Raw genomic sequence first — 22765 nt, 5'->3', positions numbered from 1 at the left:
GCGGCACCATGCGGCCATTATAGACCCAACTGCTATAATCCCCCGCAAGGGGAAGGGGATCGGATGGCGCTCATCGACAGGGTTCACGGAACAGCGGGCATCAAAATCATCGTAGGATCGGCGTTTCTTTGGGCCTGGCTCGACGCGCTGTTCATGAGCGCGTTCTTCACGGCGCCCGACACGAAAGGGCTCACGGCCGAGTTGGCCGCCGTGGCCGTGTTCGGCTTCAGCGCATTCGGATACGCAGCAGCCCTCAAGAAACCGGCCGCGATCAACAGGCTCATCGCCGGGAAGCGCTTGCCGCTGATCGCAGCCTTGTTGGGAACCGCAGGCTCTTTGCTACTCGTGTTTTCGGGCTTCGGATTCGGTTGGATGCCGCTTGCTATCGGAAGCGCGCTCGTCGCCCTGTTCGTCGCCGTGTTCCAGATCGGATGGGGTGCCGCGTACTGCCAAGAAGGGGCCCGCACCGCCACGCCCTACGTCGCCGGCGCCTTCGCGTGCGCCGTCGTCATCGACACGCCCATGCTCTTCATGATCCCGGAGGCGTCTGCGGTGTTCTTCTCGCTGCTGCCCCTTATTTCGGGCCTGATCTTCACCACGGTGCCGCCCGACCAGCGAACCTATCGCCGAACCGCGGAAAGCTCGGTCCCCGCGAGGCGCGGCGTGCGTGCCCACCTGAAAACCCACCTGGGAATATCGATGATGCTCCTGTGCGCCGCGGCGCTCGTGCTGACCAGCTTCGGATACCTGCAGCACCTCGTTTCCTTCTCGTCCATCGCCAGCAACGGATCGCCCGGCGGCGTGATCGTGCAAGTGGCCCGCGGCATAGCCGCCATCCTCATGTTCGGCATCGTCTGCATCGCCCCGCAGCGAGCGAGCGCCGTTTATCGCGTGGGGCTGCTGGCAATGATCGCCGGATTCATGATGATGTCGTTTCTGTTCGGCTCCGAGTTGTTCTGGATTGCGGGAGCGGTCATCATCAGCGGCTACACCGCCTTCGATCTGCTGGTATGGGTCGTTTTCTCCCAGATTGCCCACACGCAGTCCCGCGATCCGCTCAAAACCATCGCCGCCGTGCGATTGCTTGCGGTCATCTGCTACGTCGCGGGCGCCCTTGCGGGCATCCTTTTGGTGGGCAACGACCAATCCACGCACGCGTTCGTCTTCCAGGAAACCACGGCCATCGGCTATCTGGTGGTCATCGCAACCGTACTGCTGCTCAGCAGCGAGGATATTTGGATGCTGTTCGGCTACACTGCACGCGCAGGGTCGGCCAACCAGGACGGACTCGGGCAGGAGCAGCGCCTTGCGGCATGGTTCGACCGTATTGGCCTTACCGCGCGCGAGCGCGACATCGCGTCGCTTCTGGCCGCCGGTCGCACCCAGCCCTGGATCGCCGACTGCTTGAGCATATCCGAGAACACGGTGGGAACCCACGTGCGCCACATCTACCAGAAAGCGGACGTCCACAATCGCCAAGAGTTTATCGACCGCGCCATTTCACCTGATCATCCAGCATCACCTGAATCACGTGACCGCGTCTCAAGCGTCACGGATGTCACCTGATATTCCAAAATACGGGCATTCGGGCGTTGCGCGGCGCAACCCCTATCCCCCATCTTGAAGCCACGCGAACGAACTCGCGTGCCGCGCTTCTTCGCATCGGCGAGGAGCGCGGGAGGGATTGAAAGGGAAGGGGAATTCCATGGAAATCAATCGCAGGAACTTCTTGAAGGGCGCGCTCGTCACCGGCGCCGCAGCAGCGGCCGCCGTTGCGCTGCCGGCGTGCAGCCCCGCCGCTCCGTCCGACTCGTCGGCCGACGCAAGCGGCTCGGCTCAAAGCGGCGCAGGCGCGAAGCATACGTGGGAAGTCGCTCCCGAGCCCATCGCCGACATCGCCGAGACGCAAGACTTCGACGTAGTCATCGTGGGCGCCGGCCTCGCAGGCGTCAACGCTGCAGAAGCGGCGGCGCGCAACGGCGCCAAAACGGTGGTCATCGAACGCAACACCGGCATCTCCATCCGCGGCGTGGACGTAGGCCACATCGGCAGCAAGTACCACAAGTCGAACGGCTTCGACCTGGATCCGCGCGTGGCCACGCGCTACCTGCACCACGCGTCTCACCAGACCACGAACTACGACCTCATCTACGTATGGGCCTCGCGCTCCGGCAAGGTGTTCGACTACATCGAGGAGTTGGGCGCAGCGAACGGCGTGAGCATGGTGCCCGCGCTCTCCGGTACCGCCAAGTACGGCAACTGGTCCAAGCTTTCCGACAACTGGCGCGTCTACCCCGATGCCGTATCGTTCGTGCGCGGCGGCGAAACGTACGACATGCGCGACGACGGGCAGCCCGTCAACATCACGTTGGGCGAGCTGGTATACGATTCCGCCAAGAAGAACGGCGCCGAGTTCGTGTTCGAGGCGCGCGCCGAGCAGTTGGTGGGCAATGCGCAAAGCGGCATCACGGGCGTTGTCGCAACCACGAAAGACGGCAAGCACGTGCAGTACAACGCCAAGAACGGCGTCATCCTGGCCACGGGCGACATCGGCGGCAACCAGGAGATGGTAGACGTGTTCTGCCCCATCTCGAACCGCTCGGACGCGAACGTGTACGCCCCCGCCGGCTTCAACAACGGCGACGGCATCCTCATGGGATGCTGGGCGGGCGCGGCCATGTCGAAAAGCCCCGCTGCGCCGATGATTCACCAGTTCACGCTCGACACGCTTGAGTTCAACCTCACGTCCTTCATCATGAGCTGGCTTGCGGTCAACGCCAACGGCGAGCGCTACGGCGCCGAGATGCCCTTCGAGCCCATGTTGACCAACGCCCGCATGAACACGCCTGGCAACGTTGCCTGGTCCGTCTTCGACAGCGACTACGAGACGTACGTCATGCAGCAGCAGCCCGAGCGCTTCGATCGCTTCACCGACGGCCTGGACGCCGTCATGGAAAAGTGGCTGGGCAACGGCAAGCTCATCAAGGCCGACACGCTCGACGATCTGGCGAAGCAGCTCGACATCCCGGCGGACGCGTTCAAGGCCACCGTGGAACGCTACAACAGCATGGCCGAAGCCGGCGAGGACATCGACTTCGACGTGCCCGCGCAGTGGCTCGCACCGGTCAAGACCCCGCCGTTCTACGCGACGAAGAACGTGTGCAGCACGCTGACCATCCCGTTCGGCCTGCACGTGAACGCCGACTCCCAGGTGCTCACGGCGGAAGACCAGCCGATCGACGGCCTGTTCGCCATCGGCAACGTGCAGGGCGACTTCTTCGGCAACGACTACCCCGTGCACTGCCCCGGCGTCAGCCATGGCCGCTGCGTGACGTTCGGCCAGCTGGTCGGCGAAGCGTGCGCGAAGGACACGGTCATCAGCAAGATCTAGCGCAACCGAGCGTCACCGCACTCCCTCCCGCGAAAAGGCCGCATCAAGCGGCCTTTTCGTCATCTTGGATCTTGGAATGTCGAGCGAAAAGCAACAAGGGCGCCCTCCGCTCTCCTGCAACGGCAAGGAAGATACCCTGCGCCGTCCTGCAACGCCGCGCCCCTACAACGCCGTGCCGCGCGTTGGCACGTAGAGGCCCTTCATGTTCGCGCCCTCGTGCTCGAGCAGCCAGATTTTGCGCTCGATGCCGCCCGCGTACCCCGTAAGGCTGCCGTCCGACCCGACCACACGATGGCACGGAATGATGACGGAAATGGGATTATGCCCAACGGCTCCGCCCACCGCCTGGGAAGACATCTTCTCTCTGCCGTCTTCTTGCGCGATCTCGCACGCCAGCTCGCCGTACGTGCGCACGCAACCGTAGGGGATCTCCATGAGCTTGCGCCAGACGCGCAGCCGAAACGCGGTGCCGTTCGGCTTCAAGGGCAGCTCCGCGATCGCAGGCTGCTCGCCAGCGAAGTACCGATCGAGCCAATCCTTCGCCTGCGCGAATATCGGCAGATCGTCGTTCGGGGCCATTTCGCCGTTCACGGTGCCGCCGAAGTACTTCTGCCCCGCCATCCACAGCCCGACGATGCCCTCGCCGTCGCTCGCAAGCGTGACTTCGCCGAACTCGGGGTGAGCGTAGTTCGTCCGATATACCATGCGCGTTCCTTTCGTCCATTCGGCAAGCGAATCCCGCAGGCAGCCGCCCGCGCACCCGCGCGCAGACCCTTCTCGCACAAGTCTACCGCGAAAAGGGCGCTACTGCCCCGCCGCTCGCTGTTCGGCCAAAAGCAGATCCACCATGCGTCCGTAGCTTTGCATGCCGTCGGCTTGGTCGTTCGCCTTCAGGTACGTATCGTTGGCTGCGTTGGAGACGTTTTGAACCGGCCCCTCGTACTTCGCCCAATGCTGCGCGCGCTCAGCAAGATCGCGCTGCACCGCCGCCGACAGTCCCAAGGAAATCGCACTTGCCGCATCCGAGTCGACCCTCCGCAGCGCCGAGATGACGTTGTCGTACGCCAGCACGTATCCGCTGTAGCGCATCAGCGCGTCATCGGATTGCCTGCACGCCAAATACGCGATGAAGTTCGCTTCGTCCTCGCGCATGAATCCGCACTGGTGCGCCAGTTCGTGCGCCATGGTCCAGGGGATCACGAACAGCGGATTGTCCACGTTGATATTCGATTCCATCGTGAAGGGGAAGAACATGCCGCCGATGTTCGCGTACGACAGCAGCTTGGAGGCGATCACTGGTTTCGGCGGCGAGTACAGCGGCCGCTCCAACGCCGGATACTGTTCGGCAAGCTTGCGCATGGCCTCAACCGACTCCCGCGCGTAGCGCTCGAACTGGCCCGGATGGGCGTCGAACAGGTCCGCGTCGTCGCCCAGCTGCGCCCGGGTTCGCCCCAGCTCGTCAGCAAGCGAGGCGGCAAGCGCCACAAGCTCTTCCTGGCGCTGCGCGGCATCGACGCCGGCTTCCTCCACATTGTAGCCAGCGTGCTCGGCGAAGGTATGCCGATAGTAGTTCAGCCCGCACAACGCCGTGAACAGGAAGTACACCGTGCAGCAGATGGCCGCCGCGCCCATCGCGGCGCGGTACGCCACCATAAGCCGCTCCCCCTTGCCCACAACGAGCTTGCGAACGCAGAAGCCCAGATAACCTGCGCAAAACAGCAGGAACAGCGCCACGACCCACTCGGCCACGGAAAAACTCGCAAGCGAGGGCAGAAACCCCACGACCGACGACAACGCCGGATACGCCGCCTGGCTGTACACCTGCTCCGTCCAGTCGGGATGCTGCCGCGCATACGCGGTCATCGCCAGCGCGACAGCCCCAAGCGGAAGGAACAGCATCCGTTTGAGCAAGAAGTCCCGCACGCCGCGTTTCGATTCGTTGGTTTTCATACGGGACAGTATACCCGCGCCGTCAAACCGCAAGGTCGTCAACCGATCAAGAACGACCCGCGAGCAAGCCGCGTCCCTACAGGTCGTCCACCAGCGCGCTCGACTTCGCATAGGCGGTGCTGCGCGCCTCGAAGAAGTCCGTCTTGATCATGTTCGCGTTCGCGAATTGGCTCACCCACGACATGCTCTCCGGCTCGCGCTCGTGACCTTCGTACAAGGGATCGAATCCCAGCTGAGCGCAGCGAAGGTTGCCCAGGTACTGAATGTAATCGGTCACCATCTGGCGGTTAAGACCGACCACGTCGTCGCCGATGGCGTAATGACCCCAGCGAATCTCCTGCTCGCACCCCTCCTTGATCATGGCGCGGTACTCGTCGATCAGCTCGGACGTGAACAGCGCGGGCTCCTCTTCCTTGAGTTCCAGCAAAATGTTGCGGAACAGCCACAGGTGCGTGTTCTCGTCGCGGTTGATGTAGCGGATCTCCTGCACCGACCCCGGCATGAGGTTGTTGCGGCCCAGATTGTAGAAGAACATGAAGCCGCTGTAGAAGTACACCCCTTCCAAAATGTAGTTCGCCACCAGCACGCGCGCGAGCGCTTCGGGGCTCTTGTCGTCCTGGAACTCGTTGTACAAATCGCCGATGAACTCATTGCGCCTCAGAAGATGCTCATCCTCCTTCCACTGGTACAGCACGTCGTTGCGCTCTTGCGGCTCGCAGATGGTATCGAGCATGTAGCTGTAGCTTTGGCTGTGCACGGTTTCCTGGAACGTTTGGATGGCCAGGCACAGGTTCACCTCGTTGGCGGTGATGTACTCGCCCACGTTGGGCAGGTTCGCCGACTGCAGGCTGTCAAGGAAGATGAGAAACGACAGGATCTTGTCGTAAGCGCGCCGCTCGGGCGCGGGCAGCTTGCGGTAATCCTTGATGTCCACGCCAAGGTTGATCTCCTCGGGTATCCAGAAGTTGTTCATGGCCTGGCGGTACCAGTCGCTGGCCCATTCGTACTTCATGTTGTTGAAGTCGTTGAGGTTCGTCGTGTTCCCGCCGATCATCCGCCGGTCGAGCACATCGGTGTCCCCCAGCGGGTTGAACAGGGGCTTCTTCTTGAGTTGAGACATTGCAGGCTATCTCCTTCCATGCGCCCGCAGGGCGCATATCAAACGCGCAGGTTGGCGCAGTAGGTCAGCGAGGGGCACCAGGGTGCCCGAGATCGTGGGGAGAGCGAGGGCGAAGCGTACTTCGGTACGCGAGGCCTCGGTCTCGCCGCGAGATCGGGTACCAGGGCGCCCCGCCCCCTTCGGGGACTTGCTTCGCGGCGCAGCCTGTCGGCAGGTTCCGGCGGCCGACAGGCCGACGGAACCATCACGACGAGCACGCTTCGCACTCTTCCACTTCCAAGCTCTTCGAACGCACGTAGTAGATGGTTTTCACGCCCTCTTCCCAAGCCAGAAGATACAGGTCGAGCACGCGGCGGAACGTGTACTCGTTCGTGATGTACAAGTTCATGCTCTGCGCTTGGTCGATATGGCGCTGACGCGCGCCGCACGCGCGCACCGACCACGTCTGATCGATAAGATGGGCGTTCTTGTAATACCAGAACGTGTCCACCGACAGCTCGGGCGCAACGCGCGGCATGAGCCCGTTTTTCTTCTCCTCCAAAAAGTAGCGGTTCATAACCGGATCAAGTCCCGCCGTGGTACCGGCAATGATGCTCGTGGAACTGGTGGGCGCCACGGCCAGAAGGTAGCCGTTGCGCACACCGTGCTCGGCTACGTCGCGCGCAAGGTCCGCCCAGCGCCCGTCGGTCAAGCCCCTGTCGAGAAAATACTCGCCCGTCTGCCAACCGCTCCCCTCGAAGAACTCGTACGAGCCCTTTTCCTGCGCGATGGCGCAGCTGGCGCGCACCGCAGCGTAGTGCACGTCGCCGAACACGCGATCAGCGAACGCCAGATGCTCCTCGCTTTCCCATCGAATGCCGTTTTTCGCCAGCAGATGATGGTAGCCGCTCACGCCCAAGCCCACGGGTCGGTACTGGCGGTTGCTGATCTGCGCGTACGGCACCGGGAAGAAGTTGAGGTCGATGACGTTGTCCAGCGCGCGCACCGCGCTCTCGGTGATCTGCGTCAATTCGCGCGCATCGTCCATGTCGATATGCCCCAGCGACAAGCTTGCCAGGTTGCACACCACAAACGCTCCGGGCTTCGTCACCGTCACTACCACCTGCTGGCCGTCAACGTCTTCGATGCGCTGCTCGATCTGCTCGATGGCCTCCATGTTCTGCGCGATCTCGGTGCACAGGTTGCTGCAATAGATCACGCCCCGATGCTTGTTCGGGTTCGCTCGGTTCACCGCATCGCGGTTGAACGTGAACGGCGTTCCCGTTTCCACCGCGCTCTTGATGATCAGCCGGATGACGTCCTTGATGGGAATGACCCGCTTCTTGATGCGCGCGTCGGCCACGCATTCCAAGTACTTGCGCGTCCATTCCTCGCCGAAGCAGTCCTCCAGCGCGTAGCCCTTCACCGCAAGAATCTCGTGCGGGCACATGAGATACCAGTCGCCTTCGATGTTATCGCGCGCCTGCTGCCAAAAGTAGTCGGGATAGCACACGGCCGGGAACACGTCGTGCGCCTTCATGCGATCATCGCCGTTGTTCGTGCGCAACGCAAGAAACTCCGGCAGATCGCGATGCCACGCATCCAGGTACACCGCCACGGCGCCCTGGCGCATGCCCAGCTGATCGACCGCCACCGCCGTATCGTTAGCCAGGCGAATCCACCGGATAACGCCGCCGGCCGCACCGTCGAACCCGCGTATGGCGCTGCCCGAAGCGCGCACCTTGCCGAAGTACAAGCCCATTCCGCCGCCGTACTTGCTCACTTTCGCGAAGTTGTCGATGCTGCGGTAGATGCCGTCCAAACTGTCGGGCACCGTATCGATAAAGCACGACGACAGCTGATGAAACGGCTTGCGCGCGTTCGACAACGTGGGCGTAGCCATGGTCACCTTGAGCGTAGACAGCATGTCGTAAAACCGACGCACCCACTGCATGCGGTCCTCCACGCGCTCCTTCATAGCCAGGTGCAGCGCAATGCCCAAAAACATCTCTTGCGGCGATTCGAGCAGCGCGCCTTGATGGGTGCGAATGACGTAGCGATCAAGCAGCAGCTGCAAACCCGCGTACGTGAACAGGTCGTTGCGGCGAAGATCGATGAACGCCGCGGCTTCATCCAGTTCGGCCGGCGTGTAGCTTTGCAGGATGTAGTCGCCGTACAAGCCCTCTTCCGCAAGGTAGGCAACCTTTTGCGCGAAGCCGTCAATGCGGCGCACGGCCATGCGCTCGGCAAGCGCACGCTCGAATTGAAGCATGAGCAGGCGCGCGGCGATCATCTCCCACCGCGGAGCCTCCTGCGTGGTCAGCTCGACCGCCGCCTTGATGAGCATGGCAAGCTTCTGGTCGTCCGAAGCCTCGGGCTTCGCGAACGACTGGAACTTCGCCTGCAAATGCGCAAGCTCGTATTCCTCCTCGGGAAACTCTTTTTGCGCGGCGGCAAGCGCCTCGGCCAAGCCGGAAACGCCCGCGAGCTGCGCGCACAGCTTCTCGCGCGCCATCCGTTTGCGCGCGCGCTCTTCGCGATACAGGATGTAGCTTTTCAGCTCTTGGTAATAATTGGCCTCCATAAGAGCGCGCTCCACCAAGTCCTGCACGTCTTCAACGGCAACGGCGCCGTCGCGAGAAACGGCCTCCATAGCGCGTTCGACGTTCGCCACGAGACGCGCCGCCTCGTCATCGGTCAAAGCGCTGCCCACGCTGCGGAACGCCGCGCCCATGGCGCGCTTGATCTTGCCGGCGTCGTACGGCTCCGTCGTGCCGTTGCGTTTGGAAATCTGCATGATGGTCCGTGTCCTTTGCACTCTTGCGGTTGGAACATCCATCCTAGCACGATATGTTGCTAAAATCACAACATATTGGGGAACGAATAGGCAACACACGCTATCGGTGCGACGAGGATCCGAAGGGCCCGCGAAGAAAATCGAACGTTGAGCTGGCCGATCCTCCAGGTGGAGCGCCAAAATCGCACCCTTTCCCGCATGTCGCCGCCCAAAGCACAACGACCCGACCGTGATCTGCGCTCCGACGAGCCCGTTGCCAGAGCGCAGATCACGGTCGGGTCGCCCCGCCTGCCGACTAGCCCACCAAGTCGAGCAGAGTCCCCAGGTTCTTCTTGCCGAAGCTCACGCGTTCGCCGTCGTTCATCACGACGCACGGCACGCTCATTACGTTGAAGCGCTCCTTCAAGTCCGGGAAGTGGTTCAAATCGTACACATCCGCGCGCACGTGAGGGTTCTCCGCCGCGATACGCTGCGCGGCCACCACCGTGTCCGGGCACATCGTGCACGAAAGCGACACCAGCACCTTCAGGTCGATCGGCCGAGAGATCGCCGCGATAGCCTCGCGCGACTCGTCGTCGATAGGCTGCCCCGGACCCGCGGCGTTGTACAAGCCCAACACGAACGAGGTGAACTCGTGGCCTCCGGGAACGCCGTGGAACGCCAGGCCCGTCGCAGTCCCGTCCGCCCGATGCACCCGCACGCACGGGGCTTCGGCCTCTTCACCCGCATCCTCGCTCACCTCGACCGACAGCTTGTCCGTCAAACGCGCAAGCTCCTCCATGTAAGCTCGAAGCTCTTCGGACGCAGCGCCTTCGCCTAGCGAAAGACGCAGCACAAGCGAGCTCTCCATGCGCCCGAACACCGCATCCAACTGCGCGCGAGCCGCCTGGTCGAACAGGCCGCCGCCCTCTTGAGACGCATTCGCGGCAACGGGCAAGCTTGCCGCCCGTGCCGTCGCACGATCGGGCCGCACGGGAACCAAGCCCGTCCGCTCCTGCATCGCGGCCACGTAGCGCTCCATTTCCGTGGCGGCAAGCGCAGCCTCGCCCGTAGCCGTAACCACTTGGCGCAGCGCCTTTACGCACACGTCGCCTGCAGCGTACAAGCCCTCGACGCTCGTGCGCTGCGATCGGTCGGTCACGATGTAGCCGAATTCGTCAACCTCCGCCGCCTCGCGCACCAGCTCGGTTGCAGGCTCGTATCCGGCGAACACGAACACGCCGAACGAATCGCCCTCGGAGGCGCAACGCTTCGTCACCTCGCCGGTTGCAGTGTCGCGATAGCGCACGCACCGAACGGCGTCGTCGCCCGAAACTTCCTCCAGCTGCGTATGGGGCAGCACCGTTATCTTGTCGTGGGCACGCGCCTCGTCGGCAACCGAAGAGGCACAGGTGAAATCATCCGTAACCATGAGGATGGTCACGTGCGTCGCGTACTTGGTCAGAAACACGCTCTCCTCGGCGGCCGCGTAGCCGCCGCCCACCACGAACACTTCCTTGTCCTGGAAGAACTCGCCGTCGCAGGTGGCGCAGTACGCCACCCCGCGCCCTTGGAACGCGTCTTCGCCCGCAAACCCCACGCGACGAGGATGCGCGCCCGTGGCAAGCAGCACGGCAAAGCACTGCAGGTCGCCGCGCGTGGTGCGCACGGTTTTCACGTCGCCTTCCAGATCAACGCCCACCGCCTCAGCCAGCAAGAACTCCGCGCCGAACGCTTCGGCTTGGCTGCGCATGGACTCCGCAAGCTCCTTGCCGCTCGAGCTCGGCACGCCAGGATAGTTCACGATCTCCGAGGTAATGGTTATCTGCCCGCCAAAATGGTCTTGCTCGACGACGATCACCCGGTAGCGGGCCCGGGCCAGGTACAACGCGGCGGTGAGCCCCGCAGGCCCACCGCCAACGATGACGGCGTCGTAAAGCGTCTGCTCGTTCGCCATATTCGGAAGAACTACAGCTGACCGACCAGGTCCAAGCTGGGCTTGAGCGTTTCAGCGCCGGGCTGCCACTTCGCAGGGCACACCTCGTCGCCGTGCTCGGCCACGAACTGGCTGGCCTGCACGCGACGGAACAGCTCGTCGGCGTTGCGGCCCACGTTGCCCGCGGTCACTTCGTACGCGACGATCTTGCCGTCGGGGTTCACGATGAAGCTTCCTCGCTCGGCCAGGCCGTCCTCTTCGATAAGCACCTCGAAGTCGCGCGCCAGGGCATGCGTCGGGTCGGCCAGCATGGGGTACTGGATCTTCTGAATGCGCTCGGAAGCGTCGTGCCACGCCTTATGCACGAAATGGGTGTCCGTGGAAACGGAGTAGATCTCGCACCCGGCGGCCTTGAACTCGTCGTACTTGTTGGCCAGGTCCTCAAGCTCGGTGGGACACACGAACGTGAAGTCGGCCGGGTAGAAGAAGAACACGCTCCACTTGCCCAGGACGTCGTCCTTGGTCACCGTCTTGAATTCGCCATCCTGAAACGCCTGCACGCTGAAATCAGCTACCTCTTCGTTGATCATAGACATGCTGAGCTCCTATCCACTAATGATATTGATTACTGATAAGGTCTTGCGGATATGATACTTCATCTATGCCATTTTGCTAGGCGCTTCACAACATGCGCACAAGGGAGGAACGCACCGCCGACGAAGGTCGGTTCGCAGCCCAAACCCCAAGCTTCCGGCAGCGCCCGCTCCGCTCGCTGCCCAACCACAGCCCGTCCCATCCCCGGCTCGACAGCAAGCCTTACGCAACCAGTCCTTCCAGGTCGAACCGATGCGTGCAGCACGCGCGCATGAACTCGTTGTCGTGCGTCACCACCACAACCGCAGCGCCCTCGTCGGCCGCGCATCGCAAAGCATCGGCCAGTTTGCGCATGCTGACAGCATCCAGGCCGCTGGTAGGCTCATCCAGCATGAGCACCGATCGACGCGAAACCAACCCGCACGCAATGGACAATCGCTGCTTCTGCCCGCCCGACAACGAAGCGGGATGACGGTCCCGGAGCCCATCGAGGCCCAACCGCTCGAGTATGCGCTCGGCATACGCCGCGCGCTCCTCGCTTTTCTCAACGAACAGCAGCACCTCCTGGTCAACGCGCGCCGCAAAGAACTCCATGCTCACGTCGTTGGGGCTGTACCAAACCCGTTCGCGCAATCTTCGCCGGGAAAGCGCCGCGCCGCCTATGCGCACCTCGCCCGCATCGGGTCGCCGCAGCCCAACCACAACCTGAGCAAGGCTGGTCTTCCCCACGCCGTTGCTTCCCGTAAGCGCAAGAATCTGCCCCGAACGCACCTCGAAGCAAGCTCCCGAAAAAAGAACCTTCCTTCCGCGGGAAACCGTTAAGTCGCGCACGTCCAACACAGCCGGTTCTGGCGCTGGACGTGCACCCTTCGAAGCCTCTTCCGAACGCACGGTCGAAGAATCCTCCGCCTCGAAGCCGGGCGCATGCAAAAGAGGGCGCCGCACGGGAGTCGGGCTGCGCACGCCCATCGCAGCGCGCTCGGCATCGGACATGCCCAACACGTCCGATCGCGAGAGCACCGCCTTCATTTCCCCGTGCTCCATATAGCAGAACCGATCGGCGCAATCCATCAGATAGGCAATGCGATGCTCCGCCACCACCAGCGCGTACCCTTGCCGCTTCAAGTCCATCAATACGGCGCCCAGCTCTTGGGCGGCAGCTTCGTCAAGGTTGGCGGACGGCTCGTCCATAGCAACGATGCGCGGCGCAGGAGCCAAAGCAGACGCAATGGCCACGCGCTGCTTCTGCCCGCTCGAAAGCTGATCCACGGGAATCCTGCGCAGATCGTTCAGCCCCAAGCGCCGAATAGCCGCGTCGGTTCGGCTCACCACTTCGGCGTGGGGATACCCGATGTTCTCGCAGCCGAACGCAACCTCTCCGGCAAGCTGGCTGGAGAAAAACTGGGTCGCCGGGTCCTGGAACACGCTGCCAACCAGCTCGGATCGCTGCCAAGCCGCAAGATCGCGCGCAAAACGGCCGCCCAGGAACACCTCGCCGGAAACGTCCCCACGATAGTACCCTCCGGCCAGCCCGTTCAGAATTCGCACGACCGTCGTCTTCCCGCTGCCCGATGCGCCCATCAGCACCACGCATTCCCCGGGCTTCACGCTCAAGTCCACGCCGTGAAGCGTCTCGGGCGCATCAAGATACGAAAAGCGCACCTGCACAAGCTGCGCAATAGGATCTTCCTGCATCCTCATCCACGCTCCTCACGAAAGCCAAACATAGGCGGCAATCGCCGCCGTGAACACAACCAAACACGCCGCATCCGCAAGCTTCACGGGGCTGCGATAGTAACTCGTTCGCCGCGTCGGAGCCTCGGCCGCACGAGCAACAGCCGAAGACGACAGCCGGTCCGCGCTATCCACCAGCGAAAACATCAGGGGAACCAGAACGTGCTCGAACGCCTGAACAGGATCGCCCGCCACGCAGCGCAGCGAAAGCACGCCGCGCCTTCTGCACGACTCGCGCAAACGATGGACGCTCGAGCGAACCGTCGGCGGAAATCGCAGCAAAACAAGCGCGCCCACGATGAACTTCTTGGGAACGCGCGCCCTTGCCAGCGCAGCGCTTATCAAGCCTGGCGGCGAGAGCGCTACCGCAAGAGCCGCCACCATAACGGGATACGAGTTCAAGCCGGCATACAGATGCACCGGAGAAAACACCAAGATCCGGGCGTTCAGATACACCAGCAGCAGGTACACCCCGCCCAATACCGCATACGCGACAAGCAGCTTGAGCGCCATGCCGGCCCGCCCGCCAACGGCAAGGTAGGCCAGCAAAATCCCAGTCAGGAAAGGCGTGAACGGCGAACTGCCCGCAACCGAAACCGCAACCGCCGTCAAAACCAGCACCGCGGCCTTGGTGCCCATAGCAAACCCCGCCTCGCTCCAAGCGGGAGCAAGACGCATGACCTGCGGCTCCGACGCACGAGCGAACCGATTGCCTTGAGCATTTCCTTCCATGCTAGATAGCACCCGCCTTCGCAAAGTGCTTCTTCATAAGGCGCTTGCCCACAAGCGCGCCCAGCAATCCTCCAATTGCAGTGATCGCCACAATGCCGACCAGCCACTCCCAGCTTGTATAGTACTTAAGGTACGCGTCGATGTACGCCTGCCCCACTTGCCGGACTTCCAGCGTTTCTTGGATGTAGGCGGTCAAATTCACATATATGGGAATAATGGACGACAGAACGTACAAAGAGCTGTACGTCGTCCACGCCCCCACCACGCAATTGGGCTTCGACCGAAGAGCGGGCGTGCGCAAAAACAGCAGCTCGATGATCAAGCCGCCGGCAAAGTAAAACGGGATCATGTACCAGTAATTGCCCATCAAGCAAAACGCCAACGAAGTCAAACCCGCAAGGAATATCGTGGTGCCGAAGCGGTTGACCCTCATGATCATGAGGAAGTACAAAGGCGCGACGGCAAATGAGGAAATGGCCGTGCTGGCAACCATCGATACATCGATGTTGATCGTGCTGATGGCAGCAATCGAAATCTGAATCACGATGATCAAGGCGCTGAACAGCACCGCGGTCACCACTTCCTTAACGCCCCATCTCCGCGACTCGGCCCCGCCCTGAGCTTTCGGGGTGTTTTTCGCTGTCTGTTCCATATCAATCCTACTTTCAAACGTCATGTGTTCATACAGCTTCGGAGCCCGGCCGCCCACGCCGCCGGACTCCGGCCCAACCGCTAACCCCGGTCGGTCAGCCTCCAGCCTTCCGCTTGTTCGCGTTCGCGCCAGAACGACCGATACCGTCCGGGAACCTGCACCAACTCGGCATGGATTCCCAGTTGCGTGACCCGCCCATCCTCCAGAACGGCTATCTGGTCAGCTGCCGCAATGGTGGACAAGCGATGCGCGATCGCGATAACCGTGCGGTCCTTCGCCAGTTCGTGCATGGCCTCCACGATTGCCGCCTCGTTCTCGGCGTCGAGCGCCGCCGTCGCCTCGTCGAACAGCACGATGGGAGCATCTTTCAGAAGGGCGCGGGCAATGGCAACGCGCTGGCGCTCGCCGCCCGACAGGCGGCAGCCCCCCTCCCCGACCGGCGTGTCCCATCCCTGCTCAAGACGATCGGCTACCTCGTTCAAGCGGGCTGTGCGGGCGGCTCGGCGAACCTCTTCGGGAGAAGCGTCAGGACGCCCGATCAGCACGTTCTCCTCAATGGTGCCGTCGAACAGGTACACATCCTGAAACACCAACGACACCTGGCGCATCAGTTCGTCGGGCAGCATGTCCCGCACGTCCACGCCGCCAATGCTCACGCTGCCGCTGGACACGTCCCAGAATCGGGCAACCAGCCGGGTCAGAGTCGTTTTGCCGGAACCCGAAGGCCCGACCAGCGCCGTAAGGCTGTTCTCGGGGCAAACCAAGCTCACGTCCTTCAGCACCGTGCGGGTCCCATCGTAGGAGAACCCGACATTGTCGAAGGAGATGCGCGAACCGGCTGGAATCCGAGGATTCTTCGTCTCCGGCAGAGGAGCCTCGTTCAGAATCTCTTCCGATTCGTCCAGGGAGTTCTTCGCCACGCGCAAAGCCATGCCCTGCTGGCCGATCGAGGACAAGGGGTCGATGAACCGCAAGGAAAGAACGGCTACGAACACGTACGAGGCGACGTCGATCTGCCCCCAGCCCAGCAAAACCGTAGACACCGCGAACACGAGGGCAAACGTGGCTTGCACGAACAGCGTGTATTGCCCAACCGGAGCAGCGCACTTTCGCAACGTGTCGATCGTCGCTTTACGATCGTCCTCGAAGGCTCGCTCCAAAACGTCCCATCCGTCCACCGAACGCTTCGTCGCGCGCAAAACCGGTTGGGCATGGGCGAATTCGAGCACGCGCGCAGCAACCTCGGCGCTCGAACGCTCTTCTTCCCGATGGTTCGTTCCCGCAGCCTTCGCCATGCGACGCGAGCCCCAGAACAAGAACGGCCCCATGATCACGAATGCAAGGCCGATGCGCCAATCGATGAAGAAGAACAGCAGGCAAACCGCCGCAGGCGTCGTCACGGCCAAGATCATTTGGCGCATGAATACGCTTGGCATGTTCATGGCCATCTGCAAGTTCTTCGTAAGCAGAGTGGAAACCTGACCCGATCGCTCCTTCGTGAACCAGCCAAGCGGCAGGCGCACGATATGATCGCCCAGCTTGTCCTGAAGCGAATGCATCACTTCCTCGATACCGATGAGGTACCCGCGATTGTCGGCCCAGAATCCAATTCCGCAGTTCAGCAGCGCCAGTGCGGCCGCCAGGGCCAGCAGGTACGCCGCTGCAGCATAGTCGCCAGCAACAAGCGAGCGCAGCAAGGGAAGCAGCGCCACGTATATGGCCGCTTCCGACAGACCGCACAGCACGTACAAGAACGCTTGCAGCTTCACGCCGGTAGGCTTGCCCACCAGGTTGTCCATTTGAGTGGTTATCATCGGTCCTCACCTCCGAACGAACCCTCTTCCGAAGAGCCCGCGCATTCCGTCCCGCACGAAGCAGCATCGGCATGCGGGGCCTTTCCAATCGCATCCACCTGCTGGGACTTCCACAATGCCGCATAATGACCGTCCGCCGCCAAAAGCTCCGCATGGCAACCGCGCTCGATAATCCGACCGCGGCTCAACACCAGAATCTGGTCCGCATGCACGATAGTGTCCAGCCTATGCGCAATCACGATGGTCGTACGCCCCGCCGCAAGGGCGGTCAGCGCCCTTTGGATAGCCGTTTCGTTTTCGGGGTCCGCATGCGCCGTCGCCTCGTCGAGCACCAAGATGGGAGCGTCCTGCACGATGGCGCGCGCGATGGCAACGCGCTGCGCCTCGCCGCCCGAAAGGTCGGCACCCTCGCTTCCCACCACGGTGTCGTAGCCGCAGGGAAGCTCCTCTATGCGTTCGTGAATCTGAGCCTTGCGCGCCGCCGCCACCATGTCCTCGTCGCTTGCGCCGGGCTTTCCCAAGCAAATGTTGTCCCGAATGCTCGCGCGCAGCAGCATGCTGTCCTGAAACACCACGGCAACCTGGGACAGCACGTCGCTCGAGGCAAGATCGGAAAGCGGCGTGCCGTTCATGCGCACCGCACCCGAAACCGGATCCCAGAATCGCGGGACCAAACGCGCGAACGTGGTCTTGCCGCTTCCGGAGTCGCCGACCAGGGCCGTCACGGTTCCCGGCTCAAGCTTGGCGTCAATCCCCTCCAAAACAAAAGGCGAGTCCGGGCCGTACGCAAACGACACGTCCTCGAAGTCGATATGCAGCGAACCGTCGCCCACGGACAGCGGGCTCTCCGGCTCTGCAAGCGGGGCAACGTCCAGGACAGTGGCAAGGTGGTCGGCAGCCTGAACCGACTGCTGCAAAAAGCGCACCGACACGAACAGGGCAAGAATCGCCGAAGGGATTCCCACTCCCAGCACCAGAAACGGAATGCACTGTTCGAGCGTTATGATGCCCTGCGAAACGAAAAACAGCGTGGCGGCAGCCATGACCACCAACATGGTTGCAGGAGAGAACAAAGCTGAAATCAGGCTAAACGGATTGGAAGTGCTCTTGGTCCATTCGTAGCAGATCTTGGCCAACGCAGCCGTCGCCTCTCGATACCGCACACCGGCGCGGCTCGCCGAACCGAAGGTCTTCACCACGGCTATGCCGTCGATCATCTCGACGCTTGCCGAAGACACTTCGACCAATGCCTCGTTGTACTGCTTGTTGAGCGGACCGAAGTCCTTCATCATGAAGGGCCACGCCACCCCAATCACCGCAGCAAGGTAGACGACGACCAGCAAAGCGAATCGAGCGTCCACGGTAAACAGGTACACCAGGGGAATAAGCGGGGAAAGCAGCGCCGTGGTCACGTCCACCGGCGCATGCCCGACCGACTGATGCAAGTTGAGCACATCGTCGGTGGCAGCCTGCTTCACCTGAGCCGAGTTGTTGTCGCTGAACCATCCCAGCGGAACCTTGCCCAAATGCTCCACCAGCACGGTGCGCACGTGCACGCGGAAATCAGCATCGGCGTAATGGCAGCTGCTCGTGGCAAGCGCGAACAAAATCCTTCCCGCTACAGCGCCGGCAACGGCCAGAAGCACCCAGAAGGCAAGTTCGTCAAGCGAAGGCACGCCTTCGACAATCGAAATTTGCGCCACGCGCGTAATAGCGAAGTAGGGAACGAACCCGCACAGCGAGGAAAGCGCCGCTATCACGATGTTCTTGACAATTCGCCCCCTCACCGGCTCTATCAGGCGCACGTACACGCGCTGCGCGGCGGCCTTGTCTATAGATTCCATACGCAACTCTCTTCTCTCTTGGGAAATCGTGCGGACGAATCCGCCCTACGTTCATACGCCTCGATGTTAGTTATAGCTAACTTTAATTGGAAAGCATACCATGTTCAACACAGAAAATCCATGCTCTCGGAAACGCCTCGCAATCGCCGCTTCTTCAACCGCGAACCGCGTTCACGTCCTACCTATCGAGCCGCATCAACGCGTCCATCCCCTCCTCGTCCTTGACAGGCATGCGCGCTCTGTCTATATTCTGGAATCTAATTTCGATTTCAGATCAACTCAGGAGAGACCGTGACTCCGCGAACCGCCTATCGAACCAAGCAGAAAGCGCTCGTAGCCGAGTGCATGGATCGGCATGCGGACGAATTCCTCACCGTCGACGAAGTCTGGGGCAACCTGAAATCCCACGGATCAGCCATAGGCCGCACCACGGTGTACCGCACGCTCGAAGCAGCCGTCGCCCAAGGAGCCGTAGTCAAAGTTGCCGGCATCAAAGGAACCGCCGCGCGCTACCGCGCACGCAGCACCGACCAAGATCGGCAGGGACAGCTTTCGTGCATTCGCTGCAAAGCGGTGCTGCCGCTCGACTGCTCGATGCTGCAATCGTTTTCGCACCACGTCAAAGAACGCCATGGCTTTGAAATCGATCAGCGCAGAACCGTCCTGTACGGCCTGTGCGCAGCATGCGAAGCGCGCGATCGCCAAGAATCGGGGTCCTATGCAACCTAGCATGCGCTCAAGGCTCGCAGCCTGCATGATTGCAGCAAGCCTTGCCCTGGTTTCCCTGACCGCAAGCCTGACCATCGCCGACAAGGCGGTCCACGAATGCACCGGCGACGCATGTCCCCTCTGCCACCTCGTCGCATCCGGGCACGCCGCGCTCGCCCTTGCCTCATCGGAAGGCGCAAGCACGCTCGGATACGAAACAAGCCCGTCGTTCCTCGCGCATCCGAACGAACCCTCGTCCTCTCTAGAAACTTGCTGGTCACTCATCCACCAGAAAACAAGGCTGGACATCTGATCCTCCGCATGCATCGCGGCGCATCGGTCAACTCTTCGCGCTCGCGCACAACCCGTGCATCGCGCACAACCCACACCCTCTCCTTCAAATGATAGGATCGTATATGAACGCCTTTTCTCAGCGCGCCGCAAACGCGCCCCGAACTCCCGCACCCCTTATCGCCATCCTGGCAGTGCTGGGGCTTTTGATCGCATCGATGCTCGCAGGATGCGCTTCCTCCCAGACCGCCTCGCAGCAAGACGATCAGGGCTCCCGAAAAGTCCACGTGGTAGCCAGCTTCTACCCCTTGTACGACTTCGCCCAGAAAATCGGAGGAGACCGAGTCACGGTCACGAACCTGGTTCCCGCCGGAACCGAACCTCACGATTGGGAGCCTTCGACCGCCGACATGAAAACCATCGAGTCCGCCAACGTGTTCGTGTACAACGGAGCGGGAATGGAGCATTGGACCCACGACGTGCTCCACAGCATTCAGAACAAGCACCTGGTAAGCGTTGCAGCTTCCGACGGCATAGCGCTGCTTCCGGCTGCTTCGGAAGACGAGCATGACCACGGCCATGCCGACGACCACGCGCACGAGCACGGCGAAGACGCCGACCACGGTCGATACGACCCCCATGTGTGGCTTGCCCCCGAAAACGCAAAACGAGAAATGAAGAACATCCGAGATGCCCTCGTGCAAGCCGACCCCGACGGCAAAGACGTCTACGAAGCGAACTACCAAACCTGGTCTGAAAAGCTTGACGACCTGCACAAAGCGTACGAAACCAAGCTCTCCTCGGTGCCGAACAAGACCATCGTGGTGTCGCATCAGGCTTTCGGATACCTGTGCGATGCCTACGGTCTCGCCCAAATGCCCATTGAAGGCATGGAGGCGGATGCCGAGCCGAACGCCAAGGACATGGCGCGCATCGTCGACTTCGTGAAGGCCAACAACGTCAGCGTGATTTTCTCCGAAGAACTCGTCAGCCCCAAAATAGCCCAGGCGATAGCCGACGCAAGCGGCGCTTCATGCGAACAGCTCAATCCGCTCGAAGGCTTGACACAAGAGCAAATCGACGCGGGGCAGGATTACGTCTCGGTAATGACGGAAAACCTCGACAAACTGGTCAAGGCGCTCTCGTGAACCAGCGCGTTGCGTCTTCGCCTCATCCCGCAGTCGTTTTCGACAACGTACGGTTCTCGTACCGAACCTCGCCCGTACTCAAGGGCGCGAGCTTCACGCTCGCGCCCGGCGGGTTCTACGTGCTTGCCGGAGCAAATGGATCCGGCAAATCAACCTTGATCAAGCTGCTGCTTGCCGAGCTCTTCCCGAACGAGGGCGCCATCCAGCTGTTCGGGCAGGACGCGCGATCGTTCAAGTCATGGCAGCACGTGGGCTACGTCCCCCAGCAGGCGCCCGCGGACTACCGCCGCTTCCCCGCAACCGTGCTCGAGACGGTTCGAGCCGGCCTCTATGCGGAATCGAAGCCGATCCTTCCCTACCGGTCCGCGCATCGAGCGAAAACGCTCGACGCCCTGCGCCAAGTCGGGCTGACGGGTTTCGAGCAGCACCTGATAGGAGAGCTTTCCGGAGGGCAGTTCCAGCGCATGCTGCTCGCCCGCGCAATCGTGGCGAAGCCGAAGCTGCTCGTGCTCGACGAGCCCACGAGCAACCTCGACGATGCCAGCGCGCAGGCCCTTGCGCGAACCGCCAGCGAAGCAGCCTCTTCGCTGGGAACCACCGTGCTGCTCGTCACGCACGATCGGGCGCGGCTGCCCCGCCTGCACGCGAGCATGCTCGTGCTCGAGTCCGGCACGATACAGGAAAAGCCCCTGAACGCCATCAAGGAGGAGGTGCCATGTTCGAGTACTTGTTCATGCAGCGAGCCTTCGTCGCCGGCCTGATCCTTGGCATCGCGGTGCCGTGCGTAGGCGTGGTCGTGGTTCTCAAACGCCTGTCGATGATGGGCGACGCGCTCTCCCACACCGCTTTGGCCGGCGTGGCGGGCGGCCTTATCGCGGGAATCAACCCTGTGCTGGGAGCGACCATCGCCTGCCTGGGAGCCGCCGGGGCCATCGAGGTGATCCGGCGTCGGTTCGAAGGGCACGCAGAGCTTGCCATCGCCATCGTCATGTCGTGCGGCATCGGGCTGGCCGGCGTGCTTTCCGGATTCGTCCCGAACGCCGCCAGCTTTTCCAGCTTCCTGTTCGGCAGCATCGTCACCGTCAACGACGACGACCTGCTTGCCGTGGCGGCCGTAGGCGCAACGGTGCTTTTGCTGTGCGCGCTCATGCGCAAGGAGCTGTTTTTGGTCACGCTTGACGAACGAGCTGCACGCCTTGCGGGCGTGCGCACCAAAACCGTGAACGCGGCCTTCATCCTGATCACCGCGCTTTGCGTATCCGTTGCGGCCCGCACCGTCGGAGCGCTCATCGTTTCGTCGATGATGGTGGTGCCCGTTGCCTGCGCCCTGCAGATAGCCCGCAGCTGGAAGCAGATCGTCATCCTGTCGTGCGGGATCGGCGTGACCATAACCGCCATCGGCTTGACGGTCTCCTACGAGCTCGGGCTCAAGCCCGGCGGAACCATCGTGCTCATAGGCATCGGCGCCCTTGCGCTCGTGCTCGTTGCAAAGCACCTCCGCATGCGTCTCCGCTCGACGACGCGCCGTTCAACCCGCTGACGCGCGCACTGCAACGTCACCGCCGCAGCAAAAAAGACGACCCGCCCGGCCAACGGCACCGGTGCGGGTCGTCCAACGAAAAGCGATAGGACCTATTTCCCCGATCCGCCCACGTCGTCCAAGCGCGCCTCCAAAGGCAGCGGCTCCTCGAAGGCGCCGCCCGCCCCCTGACCGCCCTTCGATTCGTCGTCGCCCCACGGCAGGATCATGTTCAGCGCAATGCCCACGACCGAGCCCACGGCCAAGCCGGACAGCGAGATGGTCACGTCGCCCACGGGAACCACGATCGCGCCCGCAGCGCTGTAGGCGATTCCCAGCGACAGCACCAGGATGAGCGCCGTGATCAAAACGTTGCGGCTCTTCATGAAGTCCACGTGATTCTCCACCAGGTTGCGAATACCCACTGCGGAAATCATGCCGTACAGCACCAGCGACACGCCGCCGATAACGCACGCCGGCATCGCAGCGATGACCGCCGCGAACTTCGGGCAGAACGAAAACGCGATGGCGAAGCAAGCGGCTATGCGAACAACGCGCGGATCGAACACCCGCGTCA

General features: G+C 62.2%; 19 protein-coding genes. 7 read left to right on the top strand and 12 right to left on the bottom strand.

The window, feature by feature from the left end:
* The first annotated feature begins 63 nt into the window (after window positions 1-63).
* Window positions 64-1566: a LuxR C-terminal-related transcriptional regulator gene (locus ACMNI9_RS08860; RefSeq protein ID WP_418831678.1), complete on the top strand. Its 1503-nt coding sequence runs from the start codon at window positions 64-66 to the stop codon at window positions 1564-1566.
* A 139-nt stretch (window positions 1567-1705) separates the two neighbouring features.
* Window positions 1706-3391, top strand: coding sequence for an FAD-dependent oxidoreductase (locus ACMNI9_RS08855; RefSeq protein WP_114567518.1), 1686 nt, complete (start codon window positions 1706-1708; stop codon window positions 3389-3391).
* Between the two features lie 162 nt (window positions 3392-3553).
* Here ACMNI9_RS08855 and ACMNI9_RS08850 read toward each other — a convergent pair whose 3' ends face one another.
* The 11 genes from ACMNI9_RS08850 to ACMNI9_RS08800 form a co-directional block, all read right to left on the bottom strand.
* Complete coding sequence (locus ACMNI9_RS08850) at window positions 3554-4096, bottom strand: methylated-DNA--[protein]-cysteine S-methyltransferase (RefSeq protein WP_216529582.1); 543 nt, start codon at window positions 4094-4096, stop codon at window positions 3554-3556.
* A gap of 99 nt (window positions 4097-4195) precedes the next feature.
* Window positions 4196-5341 (bottom strand): DUF3810 domain-containing protein, encoded by a 1146-nt coding sequence (locus ACMNI9_RS08845; RefSeq protein ID WP_216529581.1) that lies wholly within the window; start codon window positions 5339-5341, stop codon window positions 4196-4198.
* Window positions 5342-5417: 76 nt separating this feature from the next.
* A complete protein-coding gene (locus tag ACMNI9_RS08840) occupies window positions 5418-6461 on the bottom strand; it encodes a ribonucleotide-diphosphate reductase subunit beta (RefSeq protein WP_216529580.1) in 1044 nt (347 codons plus the stop codon).
* 244 nt (window positions 6462-6705) lie between these two features.
* Window positions 6706-9237 carry a ribonucleoside-diphosphate reductase subunit alpha gene (locus tag ACMNI9_RS08835; RefSeq protein WP_418831676.1) on the bottom strand — a complete coding sequence of 844 codons (2532 nt, stop codon included), beginning with the start codon at window positions 9235-9237 and terminating at the stop codon, window positions 6706-6708.
* A gap of 295 nt (window positions 9238-9532) precedes the next feature.
* The gene (locus tag ACMNI9_RS08830) at window positions 9533-11173 is read right to left on the bottom strand and encodes an FAD-dependent oxidoreductase (RefSeq protein ID WP_418831674.1); all 1641 of its coding nucleotides are present in this window, start codon (window positions 11171-11173) and stop codon (window positions 9533-9535) included.
* A gap of 11 nt (window positions 11174-11184) precedes the next feature.
* Window positions 11185-11748, bottom strand: coding sequence for an alkyl hydroperoxide reductase subunit C (gene ahpC / locus ACMNI9_RS08825; protein ID WP_418831673.1), 564 nt, complete (start codon window positions 11746-11748; stop codon window positions 11185-11187).
* A 220-nt stretch (window positions 11749-11968) separates the two neighbouring features.
* Window positions 11969-13447: an ABC transporter ATP-binding protein gene (locus tag ACMNI9_RS08820; RefSeq protein WP_418831672.1), complete on the bottom strand. Its 1479-nt coding sequence runs from the start codon at window positions 13445-13447 to the stop codon at window positions 11969-11971.
* A gap of 9 nt (window positions 13448-13456) precedes the next feature.
* Entirely contained in the window at window positions 13457-14212 is a 756-nt protein-coding gene (locus tag ACMNI9_RS08815; RefSeq protein ID WP_231088282.1) for an energy-coupling factor transporter transmembrane component T, read from the bottom strand.
* A 1-nt stretch (window position 14213) separates the two neighbouring features.
* The gene (locus ACMNI9_RS08810) at window positions 14214-14864 is read right to left on the bottom strand and encodes an MptD family putative ECF transporter S component (protein ID WP_114567526.1); all 651 of its coding nucleotides are present in this window, start codon (window positions 14862-14864) and stop codon (window positions 14214-14216) included.
* Between the two features lie 80 nt (window positions 14865-14944).
* Window positions 14945-16678, bottom strand: coding sequence for an ABC transporter ATP-binding protein (locus ACMNI9_RS08805; protein WP_418831670.1), 1734 nt, complete (start codon window positions 16676-16678; stop codon window positions 14945-14947).
* Window positions 16675-18522: an ABC transporter ATP-binding protein gene (locus ACMNI9_RS08800; RefSeq protein ID WP_418831668.1), complete on the bottom strand. Its 1848-nt coding sequence runs from the start codon at window positions 18520-18522 to the stop codon at window positions 16675-16677. Before ACMNI9_RS08800 ends, ACMNI9_RS08805 begins: the two co-directional genes overlap by 4 nt.
* A 291-nt stretch (window positions 18523-18813) precedes the next feature.
* Between ACMNI9_RS08800 and ACMNI9_RS08795 the strand changes: the two genes are divergently transcribed.
* The 5 genes from ACMNI9_RS08795 to ACMNI9_RS08775 all read left to right on the top strand — a co-directional run bounded on the left by ACMNI9_RS08795 (window position 18814) and on the right by ACMNI9_RS08775 (window position 22209).
* Window positions 18814-19251: a Fur family transcriptional regulator gene (locus tag ACMNI9_RS08795; RefSeq protein ID WP_114567529.1), complete on the top strand. Its 438-nt coding sequence runs from the start codon at window positions 18814-18816 to the stop codon at window positions 19249-19251.
* 25 nt (window positions 19252-19276) lie between these two features.
* Window positions 19277-19543, top strand: coding sequence for a hypothetical protein (locus tag ACMNI9_RS08790; protein WP_114567530.1), 267 nt, complete (start codon window positions 19277-19279; stop codon window positions 19541-19543).
* A gap of 103 nt (window positions 19544-19646) precedes the next feature.
* Window positions 19647-20669, top strand: coding sequence for a metal ABC transporter substrate-binding protein (locus ACMNI9_RS08785; protein ID WP_418831665.1), 1023 nt, complete (start codon window positions 19647-19649; stop codon window positions 20667-20669).
* Window positions 20666-21430 (top strand): metal ABC transporter ATP-binding protein, encoded by a 765-nt coding sequence (locus tag ACMNI9_RS08780; RefSeq protein ID WP_216529574.1) that lies wholly within the window; start codon window positions 20666-20668, stop codon window positions 21428-21430. Before ACMNI9_RS08785 ends, ACMNI9_RS08780 begins: the two co-directional genes overlap by 4 nt.
* Complete coding sequence (locus ACMNI9_RS08775; protein ID WP_216529573.1) at window positions 21385-22209, top strand: metal ABC transporter permease; 825 nt, start codon at window positions 21385-21387, stop codon at window positions 22207-22209. Before ACMNI9_RS08780 ends, ACMNI9_RS08775 begins: the two co-directional genes overlap by 46 nt.
* 92 nt (window positions 22210-22301) lie before the next feature.
* Here the strand turns inward: ACMNI9_RS08775 and ACMNI9_RS08770 are convergent.
* A partial coding sequence (locus ACMNI9_RS08770) for a solute carrier family 23 protein (RefSeq protein ID WP_418831663.1) occupies window positions 22302-22765 on the bottom strand: 464 nt, incomplete at its 5' end.

The sequence above is a fragment of the Paraeggerthella sp. genome (assembly GCF_048427265.1).
GTDB lineage: Bacteria > Actinomycetota > Coriobacteriia > Coriobacteriales > Eggerthellaceae > Paraeggerthella > Paraeggerthella hominis.
Note: the sequence above shows the minus strand (reverse complement) of the source record. Positions and strands in the feature narration are given on the sequence as shown.